Below are 15,282 nucleotides of genomic sequence, written 5' to 3'. Positions count from 1 at the left end.
CGCCCCCTTGCCCCGCGTTTACCCGGCAGTGGGTAGCTTGCGCGAGGAAAGGCCGAACCGACGCGAGAAAGGCTCGAGAATGTCCGCGGTCACGTATGTCGAGTCGATCGTCGTCGGTGCGCTGCAAGGCGTGTCGGAATTGTTTCCCGTGTCCAGCCTCGGGCACAGCATCCTGCTGCCCGCGGTGATCGGCGGATCGTGGCAGCGTGATCTGAGCATCGGCGAGGATTCGCCTTATCTCGCGGTGCTCGTGGCGATGCACGTGGCCACGGCGCTCGCCCTCGTGCTGTTCTTCTGGCGCGACTGGGTGCGCATCATCGGCGGCTTGATCTCCTCGATCCGCCACCGCGAGGTCCGCACGGCCGACCAGCGCCTCGCGTGGCTGCTGATCCTCGCGACGATCCCCGTCGGCATCGCCGGGCTGTTGCTCGAAAGCGTGCTGCGCGACTTCCTCGGCAAGCCCGTGCCGTCGGCCATCTTCCTCATCCTCAACGGCGGCGTGCTGTACGCGGCCGAACGCTTCTCCCGCGCCGCGCCGAAGACCGGAATCTCCGGCAGGACAACGGAAGACACCGTCGACTTCAGCGCCGAAGACACCCTCGTCATGCGCGCGATCACGGTCGAGGAAGCCACCGACGCCCGCCTGTCCAAGCTCAGCGTGAAGGAGGCCGTGCTCATCGGCTCGGCCCAGATCCTCGCGCTCCTGCCGGGCATCAGCCGCTCCGGCATCACGATGGTCGCGGGCCTGCGCCGCGGGCTCGGCCACCAGGATTCGGCGCGCTTCGCGTGGCTGTTGGCCACCCCGGTGATCCTCGCCGCGGGCGTGCTGAAACTCCCGTCGCTGTTCACGCCGGAGAACAGCCCGTCGCTCGGTCCGGCGCTCGCCGGAAGTCTGGTGGCCGGTATTGCGTCCTACATTTCTGTCCGTTTTCTCACGAAATACTTCGAAACGCGCACCTTGACGCCGTTCGCCATCTACTGCGTCCTCGCCGGAATCGCCAGCCTGCTCGTCTTCAGTTTCTGAGGGCGGTGTCCCGGCCCGATTTCCGGAAGGGGACACTGGCGCTATCGAAACCCCGCTGACCGGCACCACGCTCTTCACGGCCTGGACTCCCGACGTCCCGGCCCTCGTCGTCGTGCTCGCTCTCGGCGCGGCCTACGTCGTCGCCGCGCGGAAGCAGGAGACCTGGGCGCCGGGCCGGACGACGGCGTTCCTCGCCGGGCTCGCCACGATCGTGCTCGTCACGTGCTCGTTCCTCGGCGTCTACGACACCACGCTGTTCTGGATCCGCGCCACGCAGAACACCGTGCTGCTCATGGTCACGCCGCTGCTGCTCGCCCTCGGCGCGCCGATCACGCTGCTGATGCGCACCGCGCCGCCCGGGCTCGCCTCGTGGCTGCGCCACCACGGTCGCAGCCCGTTCGCGAGGTTCCTCACGTTCCCGCTCACCGTCACGGTCGTGCTGATCGCGCCGTTCCTGATCATCTACCTGACCCCGCTCTACGCGTTGGCACTGGACCACGCGGTGGTCGCCGGCGTCGTGCGTGTGTTGGTCGTGGTGGCGGGATTCCTCTACTTCTACAGCCGCGTCGGGCTCGACCCGACCCCGCGCGGCGGCTCACACCTGGTGTCGATGTGGATCTCGTTCACCGAGGTCGTGTTCGACGGCGCGCTCGGCCTCGTGCTGTGGCTCGGTCCGCTGCTCGCGCCCGCGCACTATGCCACCGCGCACCCCGGCTGGGGCCCGGACCCGCGCACCGACCAAGTCATCGGCGCCGGCGTGCTGTGGATCGGCGGCGACGTGGCGGGCCTGCCGTTCGTCGGCGCGCTGTTCGTGCGCTGGGTCCGCGACGACGAGAAGCGCGCGAAGCAGGTCGACGAGCGGCTCGACGAGGAAGCCGATTCCGGCGAGGCCCCTACGGGTGGTCTCTGGTGGCAGAACGACCCGGAGCTCGCCGAGCGGTTGCGCCGCCGGTGAGCCCCGGGCCCGGGAAATCTCAGTGGAACGCGTGCTCCGGAGCGGGGAACTCCCCGCGCCGCACGTCCTCGGCGAACGCCGAGGCCGCACCCTGCAGCACGTCGGCGAGCTCGGCGTAGCGCTTCACGAACCGCGGTGCCTTGCCCCGGCGCAGGCCGGCCATGTCCTGCCACACCAGCACCTGCGCGTCGCAGTCGGGCCCGGCGCCGATGCCGACCGTCGGGATCTTCAGCTCGTGGGTGACGCGCTTCGCGGCTTCGGCGGGCACCATCTCCATCACCACGGCGAACGCGCCGGCCTCCTGCAGCGCCAGCGCGTCGGCGAGCAGCACGTCCGCCGCTTCACCGCGCCCCTGCACCCGGTAGCCGCCGAGGTTGTGTTCACTCTGCGGGGTGAATCCGATGTGCCCCATCACGGGGATGCCGGCCGATGTCAGCGCCTCGACGTGCGCGGCGAACCGGCGCCCGCCTTCGAGCTTCACCGCGTGCGCGCGGCCTTCCTTCATGAACCGCACCGAAGTGGCCAGCGCCTGCTCGGGCGAGAGCTGGTAGGAGCCGAACGGCAGGTCGGCCACCACGAGTGCCCGCTTCACCGACCGCGTCACGGCGCGGACCAGGGGCAGCAGTTCGTCGACCGTCACCGGCAGCGAGGTGTCGTAGCCGAACACGTTGTTGGCCGCGGAGTCGCCCACGAGCAGCACGGGGATGCCGGCCTCGTCGAAGATCTGCGCCGTGTACATGTCGTAGGCGGTGAGCATGGGCCACGGCTCGCCGCGTTCCTTCAGCTCACGCAGGTGGTGCACGCGAACCTTGCGCCCGGTCGCCGCGGGTTGCGCGGGCGTGGCGCCTGTTCCGTACGGGGCGGCTACCTCGTCGGATCCGTTCGGGTTGGCAGACATCGTCGTCGACCGTCCTTCCCTCGAGGCCTCGGTGAGGTCCCCGGGTCGTGGAGTCAGAACACGTCAAAGCCTGACATGCCCGCCGGGCGGCCCCAAGGTCGTGCGATGAGCTTCACACGCGCGTGGTGTGCTCCGTCAGCAGGATCACTCTCAGCCTCTCGGGTGCTGCCTGTGTTTGTCCTCAGACAACCATTCGCTGTTCACTGACGTCTTTGCACCAGTCGTGATGATCATGTGAGAAGGGCACCGATGGGAACCCCAGCGAGCGCGCGCAGGCGCATCCCCGCCTGGAAGGCCAGGGCGGGCGGCATCGTCGCGACTGTTGTGCAGCTCGCCGCCGTCTTCTCGGTGGTGTTGCTCATCGCCGGCGGTACCCACGGGCACCTGCTCAACGGCATCGACATGGCGTTTTCCGCCCTGAGCGTGCCGACCAGCGCGAGCCTGGTGATCGTGCTGCTGCTCGTCGTCCTCGGCGCCGCCCTGCGCCGGCGGAAGAAAGCCGCGCTCTACACGCTGCTGCTCTTCCAGCTCGCCGGCCTGGCCATCACGCTGGCGCTGCAGGCGGTGCTGCTGTGGGCACCCGACCTGCTCACCCTCGGCCCGCGCCAGATCCGGCACATCCCGATGCAGGTCGGCGTGCTGACGATCGCCGACGTCCTGTCGGTGCTGCTGATCTGGCTGCTGCTGGCCCTGCGCCCGGCGTTCCCCGCGCGGCTCGCGCCCGGTGCCTGGCGCGACGGGCTGGCGGTGCTCTTCGGCGGCCTGCTCGTGGTGGTCGCGCTCGGCTGGGCGCTCACCGAGGCGTTCCCCGGCACGCTCGGCGACTCGTGGGAGCGCCTGGTCTGGGTGGTCAACCACGCCACCGGTGAGAACCTGCAGCTGCGCAAGATCGGCGTCGGCGAGGGTCCGGCGTGGATCGACGTGGTGCTCGACTTCGGCGCGACCTTCGTGGCCACCGGTGCGCTGTACACGCTCTTCCGCGGCGTCCGGCACCGCCGCCGGCGCACCGACGACGAGGAGCTGGAGCTGCGGCGCCTGCTCGCCGAGTTCGGCGACGACGACTCCCTCGGCTACTTCGCCACGCGCCGGGACAAGAGCGTGGTGTTCTCGCCCAACGGCCGTGCGGCCGTGACCTACCGCGTGCTCGGCGGCACCAGCGTGGCCAGCGCCGACCCGATCGGCGACCCGGACGCGTGGCCCGACGCGGTGCGTGCCTGGCTCGACGAAACCCGTTCGTACGGCTGGATTCCCGGCGTCCTCGGCGCGAGCGAGCGCGGCGCGAAGGCGTACGCGGCCGCGGGCCTGCGCGCGCTGGAGATCGGCGACGAAGCCGTGCTCGACGTCCGCGAGTTCTCGCTGACCGGGCCCGAGCGCAAGTCCGTGCGCCAGGCCGTGAAGCGGATCGAACGCGCGGGCTACACCGCACGCGTGCGCCGCCACGGCGAGATCCCCGACGACGAGATGCGGGGCCTGCTCGCGCGGGCGCAGCAGTGGCGCGGCGCGGAGTCCGAGCGCGGCTTCTCGATGGCGCTGGGCCGCCTCGGCGACGCCAGCGACGCCCGCAGCGTGATGGTTGAGGCCTACGACGGCGAAGGTGAGCTGCGCGGCCTGCTGTCCTTCGTGCCGTGGGGCCGGCGGGGCCTCTCACTCGACCTCATGCGCCGCGACCGTGCCGCGGAAAACGGCCTCAACGAGTTCATGGTCGCCGAGGTCGTCGCGGCCGCGCAGCACCTCGGCGCGCAGCGGATCTCCCTCAACTTCGCCATGTTCCGCGCGGTCTTCGCCGAGGGCGAGCGCATCGGCGCCGGTCCAGTGCTGCGCCTGTGGCGGTCGGTGCTGGGCCTGGCGTCGCGGTTCTTCCAGCTGGAGTCGCTGTACCGGTCCAATGCGAAGTACGGCCCGGACTGGGAGCCGCGTTTCCTCTGCTACTCCTCGGCCCGCCGCCTGCCGCGCGTCAGCATCGTCGCCGGCGCGCTCGAGGGGTTCGTGCCCACGGGCCGCTCGCGCGTGCTGCGGCTCGAGACGGTGAGCGACGAGTTCGTGGCCCAGGTCCGGCGCATCGAGGAGGGCGCCGCGCGCGTCGTCCCGAAGGCCGCCCGACGTCCGGAGCAGGTGCGCGTGCGCGTCGCGAAGCTGGACAAGCTGCGCGATCTCGGCGTGGACCCGTACCCCGTCGGCTTCAGCCGCGAAGACCTGCTAGGCGACGTCGTGAGCAAGTTCGCCGAGCTGCCTGCGGATTCGCGGACGGGACACCGCGTGCGCGTGGCCGGCCGGGTGCTCGCGCTGCGGACGCTCGGCGGGCTGTGTTTCGCGCGCATCAAGGACTTTTCGGGCGAAGTGCAGCTGATGCTCGACGCGGGCGTGCTCGACCTCTCGGGCTGGCGCACCGGGGTGGACCTCGGTGACCACGTGGGCGTGAGCGGCGAGGTGATCACCTCGCGCCGCGGCGAGCTGTCCGTGCTCGTCGACGAGTGGACGGTCACCGCGAAGTGCCTGCACCCGTTGCCGGACAAGCGAAAGGGCCTCACCGACCCCGAGACGCGCGTGCGCCAGCGCTACCTCGACCTCGCCGTGAACCCGGAGTCGGCGCAGATGCTAAGGCTGCGGTCCACGGTGGTCCGCGCGGTGCGCGAGCGACTGCACCAGGGCGACTACCTCGAGGTCGAGACGCCGATGCTGCAGACCGTCCACGGTGGAGCCAACGCGCGGCCGTTCGTCACGCACATCAACGCCTACGACATGCGGATGTACCTGCGCATCGCGCCGGAGCTCTACCTCAAGCGCCTCTGCGTCGCCGGCGTCGAGCGCGTCTTCGAGCTCACCCGCAACTTCCGCAACGAGGGCGTGGACGCCACGCACAACCCCGAGTTCACGATGCTCGAGGCGTACCAGGCCTACGCCGACTACAACTCGATGCGCAACCTCACCCGCGAGCTGGTGCAGCACGCGGCCGAAGCGGCCTTCGGCGCCCAGATCGTTCGCCGTCACGACGCCGACGGCCAGGTGACCGAGTACGACATCTCCGGCGACTGGCCGGTGATCCCGGTACACGAGGCCGTGTCGGCGGCGCTGGGGGAGGCGATCGACTCGGGTACGTCCGTGGCCACCCTGCGGCGGCTCTGCGTCGCGGCCGGCGTGCCGGTGGGGGAGGACGCCGGCCACGGTGACCTGGTGCTCAAGGCCCACGAGCACCTCGTCGAAGGCTCGACGGTGCTGCCGACCTTCTACACCGACTACCCCACGGACGTCTCGCCTCTCACTCGCCAGCATCGGCGAGACCCGCTGCTGGCCGAGCGCTGGGACCTCATCGCGTTCGGCTCGGAGGTCGGCACCGCGTACACCGAGCTCACGGACCCGATCGAACAGCGCCGACGCCTCGAAGCCCAGTCGCTGCGCGCCGCGAGCGGGGACGTCGAGGCGATGGAGCTCGACGAAGACTTCCTGCTCGCGCTCGAACACGGCATGCCGCCGACGGGCGGGCTGGGTCTCGGCGTCGACCGCCTGCTGATGATGCTCAGCGGTGCGTCGATCCGGCAGACGGTGCTGTTCCCGTTCGTCCGCTCGCACGTCTGAGTAACACTCCGGTCGCAGACCGTTATTTCTTTGGGGCGCGGGGGAAGTCACAGCTGTGACACCACCGCGCGCAACGTCGCACACTTTCGCTTAGGGTGTGCGAGTGCGTACTGCACGACTCGTTGCGGTCGTCCTCGTCGGGCTCGGTGTGGTGGTGTATTCCGCCTGGTTACTCGAGTTCTTGCTGCCCACGGGGGTCTCGCCGAGCCAGCAGCCGGCCGGGGACCTGCTGCTGGCCGTGCCGCTGTTCCGCGTCACAGTCGGGATCGCGGGACTTGCCTTCGTGCTCGCCGGGCCGCCGTTGATGCGGCTCGCGCCGGTGCACTGGACGGGCCGGCTCACCGCGAGCTCGGTGGCGTTCCTCGGGCTCGTGCTGATCGCCGACTCGCTGGTGCCCGGCGCCTCGGTGGTGGAGCTGCTGACGAACCTCGCGTTCGTGTCCGGTTCGGTCAGCCTCGCGTTGTGGTGGCCGCCGGGCTGGCGCGAGTGGGCCGTGGCCGGGTGCGCGCTGGTGCTGATCACATGGGCGCTGGCGTTCATCGCGTCGCAGCTCGGGCCGGGGCACTACGCCGGCGTGTTCAGCCGGGTGCAGCTCGCGGTGCGCGCGGTGCTGCTGATCGTGGGCATCGCGTACGTGGTCGTGATGCCCGTGCCGCGCTTCGCGCCCCGCGGTAACCACTGATTTTGTCGGGGCTGATTTTTGTCGGTGCCCGCTCGTACGCTGACGAGATGTCCGTTGAGTTCGCTGTCTTCGACACCCCGATCGGCCCGTGCGGCCTGGCCTGGCGCGATGGCACGGTCATCGGCACCGCCCTGCCCGAAAGCACTGCCGCGCGTACCCGGGCCTGGTTCCTGAAGCGCTTCCCGGACGCGGTGGAAGCGCTGCCGCCGCCCGAGCTGGAAGGCGCGGTGGAGAAGATCACCGCGCTGCTCTCGGGAGCGCACCACGACCTTCGCGACGTCCCGCTCGACCTGGACTCCGTGCCGGAGTTCAACCGCCGCGCTTACGAGATCGCGCGCGCCATCCCGCCGGGCAAGACCAAGACCTACGGCGACATCGCCCACGAGCTGGGCATGCCCGGCGCCGCGCAGGCCGTGGGCCAGGCGATGGGCAACAACCCGTTCCCGATCGTCGTGCCGTGCCACCGCGTCCTCGCGGCCGGCGGCAAACACGGTGGCTTCTCGGCGCCGGGCGGTGTCGAGACGAAGCGCCGCATGCTCGTCATCGAGGGCGCGCTGCCCGACGAGCCGACGTTGTTCTGAAGGGCGGGCTGGTCTGAGGGGCTCAAGCTTTCCGCTCGCGCCACGCGTTCGTGATCGGCAGCCGCCGGTCGCGGCCGAACGCCTTGAACGTGATCTTCGTGCCCGGCGGGTACTGCCGGCGCTTGTACTCCGCGCGGTCGACCATCCGCACGACCCGGTCGATGGTCTCCGGCTCGAACCCGGCGGCCACGAGGTCGGCGTAGCCGCGGTCGCCCTCCACGTAGTCGTCGAGGATGTCGTCGAGCAGCGCGTAGTCCGGCAGCGAGTCGGCGTCCACCTGGCCGGGCGCGAGCTCGGCCGAGGGCGGTTTGGTGATCGAGTTCTCGGGGATCGGCGGGGTTTCGCCGCGCTTGGCCGCCTCGTCGTTGCGCCAGCGCGCGAGCTGCCAGACGTGTGTTTTGAACACGTCCTTGATCGGCGCGAACCCGCCCACCGCGTCGCCGTAGATCGTGGAGTAGCCCACGGCCAGCTCGGTCTTGTTGCCGGTGGCGAGCACGAGGTGACCGTCCAGGTTGGACAGTGCCATGAGGAGCATGCCGCGGGTGCGGGCCTGGATGTTCTCCTCGGCCAGCCCGGTCAACGCCAACTGCTCGACGTAGACCTTCACCATGTCCTCCACCGGCTCCTCGCGGTAGTGCGCGCCGATGCGCCGCGCGAGGTCGGCGGCGTCGTCCTTCGAGTGCGAAGACGAGTACCTCGACGGCATCGAGACGCCGTACACGTTGTCGCCACCGAGGGCGTCGGCCGCCAAAGCCGCGCAGACCGCGGAGTCGATGCCGCCGGAGAAGCCGAAGATCACCGACGAGAAGCCGTTCTTGTGCACGTAGTCGCGCAGCCCCACCACGAGCGCCGACCACACCTCGGCCTCGTCGGACAGCGGCTCGCTGATCACCGGGTCCGTCAACGGCGGGTACGCGGGCAGCAGCTCGGCGCTCAGCACCCGCCGGTGGACGTGCAGGCCCGCCAGTGCGCCGTCGCCGGCGTGGCCGCCCGAGGTGAGGTCCATGTCCACCACCAGCAGGTGCTCCACGAACTGCGGCGCCCGCGCGAGCAACTTGCCGTCGGCGCCCACCACGAGCGAGTCGCCGTCGAACACGAGGTCGTCCTGGCCGCCGACCTGGTTCGTGTAGACCAGCGGCGCGCCCGCCTCGGCCGCGCGCCGGACCACGAGCGGCAGGCGCTGCTCGTCCTTCGACCGCTCGTAGGGCGACGCGTTGGGCGCCACGACCAGATCGACGCCGGCCTTGCCGAGCGCGGAGATCGGGCCGCCGTCCTGCCAGATGTCCTCGCAGATCACCATGCCGATGTCGATGCCGTGCAGCCGCACGACCTGCAGCTCCGTGCCCGGCTTGAAGTAGCGGTGCTCGTCGAACACGCCGTAGTTGGGCAGGTGGTGCTTGTACTGCTTCGCCACGACCTCGCCGCGGAACAACGCGGCGGCCGCGTCGCGCGGGCCGGCCTCGTCGTGGTCGAGGTAGCCGACGTAGGTGAGCACCTCGCCGCAGCCCGCGTCGGCCAGCCGGCGGGCCAGCTCGTCGAGCGAATTGCGCGACGCCTGCGCGAAAGTGGCCCGGAATGCCAGGTCCTCCACGGGATAACCCGTCTGGGACATCTCCGGGAACACGACCACGTGGGCGCCGGCCTCGGCGGCCCGACGGGTCCACTCGACCGTGCGCGCGGTGTTGCCGTCGATGTCGCCGACGGTGGGGTTGACCTGGGCCAAGGCGATGCGCAGCTGCGGCATGCGGTCATTCTGACCCGCCGCCGCAGCCGTGCCGAGCGAATGTGGGCAAAAAAGAAGCCCGGCCCCCGACGTGGGTGACCGGGCTCCTCACGACGACAAGATCAGGACTTCTTCATCCGCATCATGCTGCGCACCTTCTTCACCGTCTGCTCGAAGTCCGAGTCGAACGGGTTGTCGTGCACCAGGTAGGTCCACGTCGTGTTCGCCCGCCGCACGCCGGCGTCGGCGAGATCGATGCCGTCGTCGGTGATCTCGGCTTCCTCGAGCGTCTTCGACGCGCGCGCCGCCGACTCCGGGATGATCTTGTGGAACTCCGGGATCGCCGCGCGGTGGAACTCGTCGAGCGGCGTCTCGCGGGCCAGCGCCCGCAGGTGGATGCTCTCGCGCACGTCGGTCAGGTACGCGAGGTGGTCGGACCAGAGCTGGTCGAGGTGGAACAGCACGACCTCGCGGGAGAGCTGCTCGAGCCGCTCGGTGTCGTCGAGCTTCTCCTTCACCTCGGCGAACTTCTCCGGCTGCGCCTTCTCCAGCTCCTCGGCCGCGAACGCCGTGTGCAGCACCTTGTCGCGGTGCTCCAGCAGCTCCGTGCGCTGCCGCTCGATCAGCCGCGTGTAGCGCCAGGTGTTGCGGTGGATCTCCAGGTCGACGCCTTCGGCCACGCGCTGGGCGTGGTTGATCTGCCGCAGCGCCGCCGGGTCGGTGATCTCCCCGGTCTCGGTGTCGGCGTCGATGCCCTCGGGGATGTCGGGGGCGTTGGAGAGCACCAAGTCGTCGTTGAGGCTGGCGAAGAAGATCGCGCTGCCCGGGTCGCCTTGGCGGCCGGACCGGCCGCGCAGCTGGCCGTCGAGCCGGCTCGACGGGTACCGCGCGGTGCCGATCACGTGCAGGCCGCCCAGCTCGGCGACCTCTTCGCGGCTCGCGCCTTCGGTGCCGCCGAGGCGGATGTCGGTACCGCGCCCGGCCATCTGCGTGGACACGGTGACCGCGCCCTTCTTGCCGGCCTCGGCGATGATCGCGGCCTCTTCGGCGTCGTTGCGCGCGTTGAGCACCACGCACGGCAGGTCGACCTTCGCGAGCTTGTCGGCCAGCTCCTCGGACTCGGCCACGTCCTGGGTGCCGACGAGGATGGGCCGACCGGTCTCGTGCACCTTCCGGATCTCCTCCTCGATCGCACGCAGCTTCTGCGACGGCGACCCGAAGATCCGGTCCGGCTGGTCCTCGCGGACGTTGGGGGTGTTCGGCGGGATCACCGCGACCTCGAGCTGGTAGAACTCGCGCAGCTGCTCGGCCACGGCCACGGCCGTACCGGTCATGCCCGCCACCGACGGGTAACGCGCGAGCAGCGCCTGCACCGTGATCGAGTCGAGGATCTCGCCGCGGTCGGTCGCCGCCACCTGCTCCTTCGCTTCGACGGCGGCCTGCAGGCCGTCCGGCCAGCGCTGCAGCTCGGCGACGCGGCCGCGGGCGGCGTTGATGAGCTGCACCTTGCCGTCGCGCACGAGGTAGTCGACGTCGCGGGTGAGCAGCGCGTGGGCGTGCAGGGCGACGTTCACGGCGGCCAGGCGGTCGGAGCCCGTGTCGCCGTAGAGGTCGATGCCGCCGAGCGACTTCTCGACCACGGACGCGCCGGCGGTGGTGAGCCACGCGTTGCGGCCGTCGGTGTCGGTCTCGTAGTGCAAGCCGAGCCGCAGCCGGCGCACGACCGTGGCGACCTCTTCGTCGGCGTCGTTGTGGTCGATCGAGCCGGCCATCACGAGCGGCACGCGGGCCTCGTCGACCAGCACGGAGTCGGCCTCGTCGACGATCGCCACCTCGGGCGCGGGCTGCACCAGGTCGTCGACGTTCGTCACGAGCCGGTCGCGCAGCACGTCGAAGCCGATCTCGGCGACGGCGCCGTAGGTGACCTGCTTGCCGTAGGCGTCCTTGCGCTCGTCGCGCGAGTGTGCGGGCTCGACCCAGCCGACGGTGACCGCGAGCAGGTCGTAGACGGGTTTCATCCATTCGGCGTCGCGTCGGGCGAGGTAGTCGTTGACGGTGACGACGTGCGCGCGGTTGCCGCGCAGGGCGTATCCGGCGGCCGCCAGCGCTCCGGCGAGCGTCTTGCCCTCACCGGTCTCCATCTGCACCACGTGCCCGGTGAGCAGACCCATCGTGCCGAGGATCTGCACGTCGAACGCGCGCTCGCCGAGCGCGCGCCGGGCGGCCTCCCGGCCCAGCGCACAGGTCTCCACCAGCTGGTCGTCGTTGAACACCTTCGCGCCGCCGAGGTCTTCACGCAGCTTTTCGGCGCGTTCGGTGAGCTCGGCGTCCGAGAGCTTCTCGAGCTCGGGTTCGAGCTTCGCGACTGCGGGCAGCAGCGCTTCGTAGCGGGTCAGCTCGACGCTGCCCGGCCGCTGGATGATCCGGCGGAGCCGCTTGCCCACCCGGCTGATCAGTGCCACCCCTGGTCTCCCGTCCTGTCTTGCGCGTGTGTCTCCGACCGCCACCTGCTGAACTGCCCAACGCGCCGGTGGTGCGTCGGAGTTCCGCCGCCGGATGGCACGATCAAACCGTGCCTCCACATGCCAGCGCCAGCTCTCGCGCCCACCGGATCGCCGCTCTCGCGGTGGCCGGCCTGCTCGGCGGCACGCTCGCCGCGTGCTCGTCGAACACCGGCCAGACCGTGCCCTCGCCGACGACCGAATCGCACCCGCCCGTCGGGCCGGTGCCCACGGGGCTCGCGCGCTTCTACGGCCAGAGCATGACCTGGGCCGAATGCGCACCCTACGCGACCTCGGACGACGCGCAGTCCGCCTTTCGTCGGTCCGACATCCAGTGCGCTCGGCTGACCGTCCCGCTGGACTATGACAAACCGGGCGGACAGACCATCACGCTCGGCGTCCTGCGGCACAAGGCGAGCGAACCGGACGACCGCGTCGGCTCCCTGGTGGTCAACCCGGGCGGTCCCGGCGCGTCCGGCATGGTCGCCGCGGCGGGCTTGATCGACCAGGTCAAGAACAACGATCTCGGCAAACGCTTCGACCTCGTCGGCTTCGACCCGCGCGGCATCGGGGCGAGCGAACCGCAGATCCGCTGCCTCACCGACAGCGAGCGCGACGCGGACCGCGCCGACGACAGCGAAACCGACGGCACGCCCGCCGGCATCGCGAAGCAGGAGACGCAGGAAAAGGACTTCGCCGCGAAGTGCGCCCAGCGCACGAAACTCGGCGACGACATGCTCGAACACGTCGGCACGCGCGACGCGGCGAAGGACCTGGACGTGCTGCGGTCCGTGCTCGGCGACGAAAAACTGACCTACCTCGGCTACTCCTACGGCACCCTCCTCGGCTCGACCTACGCCGAGGACTTCCCGCGCAACGTCCGCGCGCTCGTCCTCGACGGCGCCGTCGACCCGACGCAGGACCCGGAAGACTCACTCGTCGCGCAGGGCCAGGGCTTCGGCGTCGCGTTCGGTGAGTTCGCGAAGTGGTGCGCCGCTCAGCAGGACTGCGCGCTGGGCACCAACCCGGCCGCGGCGACGAAAGCGTTCCAGGACCTCACCCGGCCGCTGATCGACTTCCCGGTGCCGGTGGGCGACGGGCGCAAGCTGTCGTACGAGGACGCCACCACCGGCGCCATCCAGGCGCTCTACCAGCAGAACCTCTGGGAGTACCTCAACACGGGCCTCAACGAGCTGCGCAACCAGCGCGGCGCAACGCTCGAGAAGCTGGCCGACATCTACAACGAGCGCGGCCCCGACGGGCGTTACGACACCACGCAGGACGCCTTCACCGCGATCCGCTGCGTCGACGACCCACGCGTCACCGACCCGAAGGCGATCCTCGACGCGCAGCAGAAGTACGAGCAGGTGGCGCCGTTCCTCGACGACGGCCGCCCGGCCAGCTCCGCACGCGACGCGTGCGCCTTCTGGCCCGTGCCGAACACCATGACGCCGCACGAACCGCAGGTCGAAGGGCTGCCGAAGACGCTCACCATCTCCACGACCAACGACCCGGCCACGCCGTACCAGGCGGGCGTGAACCTCGCGAAGGCGTTGAAGGGCGCGTTGCTCACCTTCGAGGGAACGCAGCACACGGCGTTCCTGCAAGGCAACGCGTGCGTCGACAAGGCCGGTATCGCGTACCTCGTGGACGGCACGGCGCCGGCCGACGGGACGCGCTGCGCGGGGTCGTGATCAGCCGAGCGGCGTCGGGACGGGCTGGTTCTCGTTCGAGAGCTCGACCTCGAACATCACCGGGCTGTCCCGCTCCGTCGGGGGCGGGACCTGCAGCCAGAACCGGGTGAACCGCCGCGGCTCGGCGGCCGTGACCCACACCTTCACGTTCACGTCCGAGTGAATCTGAGGGAGTAGCCGCGTGGCCACCTTCGCGGGCAGGACCCCGCCGACGCGGTACGTGTCGAGGCCGTGCACGGGCTCGCGCGTCTCGGTCCGCGGGTTGCCGAGTGAGCTCAGCAGGTGCGCCAGCCCGCTGTCGGGGCCGAGGAAGTCTCCGACGGTGAACGTCGCCGGGCCCGACCAGGTCGCGCCGGTGCTGTCGTGGGTGGTGGCGTGGGTGCCGTCGAGGACGAAGGAGAGCTTCCGGTCGCTCGTGGCGTTCTCCAGCTCGGCGGTGCCGGCCGCGTGGCCGCCCTCGTCGAGTGTCGCGTCGCCGTCGACGGTGCTCAGCGGCAGGCCGGGCAGCACGCCGTTGACGACCACGGAGAAGTGCAGGCTGCGCACACCGGCGAAGTTCGCTCCGGTCGCACCGAGCAGGTCACCGGCCGGGGGCAGCGAGGGCGCTGTGCACCCGCCGACGAGTCCGAGGAGCAGCAGCGCCGGCAGGAAGCGTCGGCAGCGCATGGCGATGAGACTACCCGTGGCCCGATCCTTTCGGACGGTGTCCTTCAAGCCACTGTCCAGGACGCCGAAGACGAATCAGACTCATCACCCGTGACCGTCGAGACTCGTCCCGCGCCCCGCGTCCACCGAGCCTGGTTCGTGGCCGCGGCCGCGTTCATCGCTCTGCTGGCCGCGGCCGGGTTCCGCGCCGCGCCGAGCGTGCTGATCGATCCGCTGCACGAGGAGTTCGGCTGGTCACGCGCGACCATCGGCCTCGCCGTCTCCGTCAACCTCGTGCTCTACGGCCTCTTCGCCCCCTTCGCCGCGGCGCTCATGGAACGTTTCGGTATCCGGCGCGTTGCCGCGACCGCCTTGTTCGTCGTGGCGCTCGGCGCGGGCGGCACGGTGTTCATGAGCACGAGCTGGGAGCTCATCCTGTGCTGGGGCGTGCTCGTCGGCGCCGGCACCGGCTCGATGGCCATGAGCTTCGCCGCCACCGTCACCACGCGCTGGTTCGTGCGCCACCGCGGCGCCGTGACCGGCATCCTCACCGCGGCCGGCTCGACGGGTCAGCTCGTGTTCCTGCCCGTAGTCGCCACGCTGGCCGTGAACGACGGCTGGCGCACGGCGTCGCTGGTCATCGCCATCGCGGCGCTCGCCGTGGTCCCCGTCGTGCTGCTCGTGGTGCGCGACCATCCGGCCGACCACGGGGTGGTCGCGTTCGGCGCGCCGGCGGGCACGGAGGTGGCCCGCCCGGAGGTCAAACGCGGTTCGGCGGGCCGGGCGATCAGCGTGCTGTTCCAGGCCATGCGCTCACGCTCGTTCTGGCTGCTGGCCATCGGCTTCGCGATCTGTGGGGCGACCACCAATGGCCTGGTCGGCACCCACTTCGTGCCCGCCGCGCACGACCACGGCATGCCGCAGTCCACCGCGGCGAGCCTGCTCGCGCTCGTCGGGGTGTTCGACGTGGTGGGGACCGTCCTGTCGGGGTGGCTCACCGACCGCG

The 15,282-nt window shown here is 70.6% G+C and carries 11 protein-coding genes (1 of these 11 cut by a window edge); 7 read left to right on the top strand and 4 right to left on the bottom strand.

The genetic code is table 11. The features are described 5' to 3' along the window. Nucleotides 1-79 precede the first annotated feature (79 nt). Both QRX50_RS01530 and QRX50_RS01525 read left to right on the top strand, forming a co-directional pair. Nucleotides 80-1,024 carry an undecaprenyl-diphosphate phosphatase gene (locus QRX50_RS01530; protein WP_285970206.1) on the top strand — a complete coding sequence of 315 codons (945 nt, stop codon included), beginning with the start codon at nt 80-82 and terminating at the stop codon, nt 1,022-1,024. Between the two features lie 112 nt (nt 1,025-1,136). Further along, complete coding sequence (locus QRX50_RS01525; RefSeq protein ID WP_285970205.1) at nt 1,137-1,979, top strand: cytochrome c oxidase assembly protein; 843 nt, start codon at nt 1,137-1,139, stop codon at nt 1,977-1,979. Nucleotides 1,980-1,998: 19 nt separating this feature from the next. Here the strand turns inward: QRX50_RS01525 and panB are convergent, their stop codons facing one another. After that, on the bottom strand, nt 1,999-2,877 hold the full coding sequence (gene panB, locus QRX50_RS01520; RefSeq protein ID WP_285970204.1) for a 3-methyl-2-oxobutanoate hydroxymethyltransferase: 879 nt from the start codon (nt 2,875-2,877) through the stop codon (nt 1,999-2,001). Between the two features lie 249 nt (nt 2,878-3,126). Between panB and lysX the strand changes: the two genes are divergently transcribed. The 3 genes from lysX (at nt 3,127) to QRX50_RS01505 (ending at nt 7,713) form a co-directional block, all read left to right on the top strand. Beyond that, nucleotides 3,127-6,450 (top strand): bifunctional lysylphosphatidylglycerol synthetase/lysine--tRNA ligase LysX, encoded by a 3,324-nt coding sequence (gene lysX, locus QRX50_RS01515; RefSeq protein ID WP_285970203.1) that lies wholly within the window; start codon nt 3,127-3,129, stop codon nt 6,448-6,450. Between the two features lie 103 nt (nt 6,451-6,553). Next, nucleotides 6,554-7,132, top strand: coding sequence for a hypothetical protein (locus tag QRX50_RS01510; RefSeq protein ID WP_285970202.1), 579 nt, complete (start codon nt 6,554-6,556; stop codon nt 7,130-7,132). Nucleotides 7,133-7,179: 47 nt separating this feature from the next. Then, nucleotides 7,180-7,713, top strand: coding sequence for a methylated-DNA--[protein]-cysteine S-methyltransferase (locus QRX50_RS01505; protein ID WP_285970201.1), 534 nt, complete (start codon nt 7,180-7,182; stop codon nt 7,711-7,713). Between the two features lie 22 nt (nt 7,714-7,735). Here QRX50_RS01505 and QRX50_RS01500 read toward each other — a convergent pair whose 3' ends face one another. Both QRX50_RS01500 and secA2 read right to left on the bottom strand, forming a co-directional pair. Beyond that, nucleotides 7,736-9,457 carry an NAD+ synthase gene (locus tag QRX50_RS01500; RefSeq protein WP_285970200.1) on the bottom strand — a complete coding sequence of 574 codons (1,722 nt, stop codon included), beginning with the start codon at nt 9,455-9,457 and terminating at the stop codon, nt 7,736-7,738. A gap of 101 nt (nt 9,458-9,558) precedes the next feature. Then, the gene (gene secA2, locus QRX50_RS01495; RefSeq protein ID WP_285970199.1) at nt 9,559-11,898 is read right to left on the bottom strand and encodes an accessory Sec system translocase SecA2; all 2,340 of its coding nucleotides are present in this window, start codon (nt 11,896-11,898) and stop codon (nt 9,559-9,561) included. A gap of 164 nt (nt 11,899-12,062) precedes the next feature. On the opposite strand from secA2, the gene QRX50_RS01490 reads away from it, so the two are divergent. After that, entirely contained in the window at nt 12,063-13,631 is a 1,569-nt protein-coding gene (locus QRX50_RS01490; protein WP_285974321.1) for an alpha/beta hydrolase, read from the top strand. Here QRX50_RS01490 and QRX50_RS01485 read toward each other — a convergent pair whose 3' ends face one another. After that, on the bottom strand, nt 13,632-14,297 hold the full coding sequence (locus QRX50_RS01485) for an LppX_LprAFG lipoprotein (protein WP_285970198.1): 666 nt from the start codon (nt 14,295-14,297) through the stop codon (nt 13,632-13,634). A 90-nt stretch (nt 14,298-14,387) separates the two neighbouring features. Between QRX50_RS01485 and QRX50_RS01480 the strand changes: the two genes are divergently transcribed. Beyond that, nucleotides 14,388-15,282: the 5' portion of an MFS transporter gene (locus tag QRX50_RS01480; protein ID WP_285970197.1), read on the top strand. 386 nt of this gene lie beyond the right edge of the window; only the first 895 of its 1,281 coding nucleotides appear in the window; it begins with the start codon at nt 14,388-14,390; the stop codon falls past the right edge of the window.

Source organism: Amycolatopsis sp. 2-15, assembly GCF_030285625.1.
In the GTDB taxonomy this organism is placed as follows: domain Bacteria; phylum Actinomycetota; class Actinomycetes; order Mycobacteriales; family Pseudonocardiaceae; genus Amycolatopsis; species Amycolatopsis carbonis.
Note: the sequence above shows the minus strand (reverse complement) of the source record. Positions and strands in the feature narration are given on the sequence as shown.

Excerpts from the sequence above, each read along its gene's own strand:
- QRX50_RS01530 (WP_285970206.1), top strand. The coding sequence starts at position 80 with ATGTCCGCGGTCACGTATGTCGAGTCGATCGTCGTCGGTGCGCTGCAA.
- QRX50_RS01485 (WP_285970198.1), bottom strand. The coding sequence starts at position 14,297 with ATGCGCTGCCGACGCTTCCTGCCGGCGCTGCTGCTCCTCGGACTCGTC.
- lysX (WP_285970203.1), top strand. The coding sequence starts at position 3,127 with ATGGGAACCCCAGCGAGCGCGCGCAGGCGCATCCCCGCCTGGAAGGCC.
- QRX50_RS01500 (WP_285970200.1), bottom strand. The coding sequence starts at position 9,457 with ATGCCGCAGCTGCGCATCGCCTTGGCCCAGGTCAACCCCACCGTCGGC.
- QRX50_RS01505 (WP_285970201.1), top strand. The coding sequence starts at position 7,180 with ATGTCCGTTGAGTTCGCTGTCTTCGACACCCCGATCGGCCCGTGCGGC.
- panB (WP_285970204.1), bottom strand. The coding sequence starts at position 2,877 with ATGTCTGCCAACCCGAACGGATCCGACGAGGTAGCCGCCCCGTACGGA.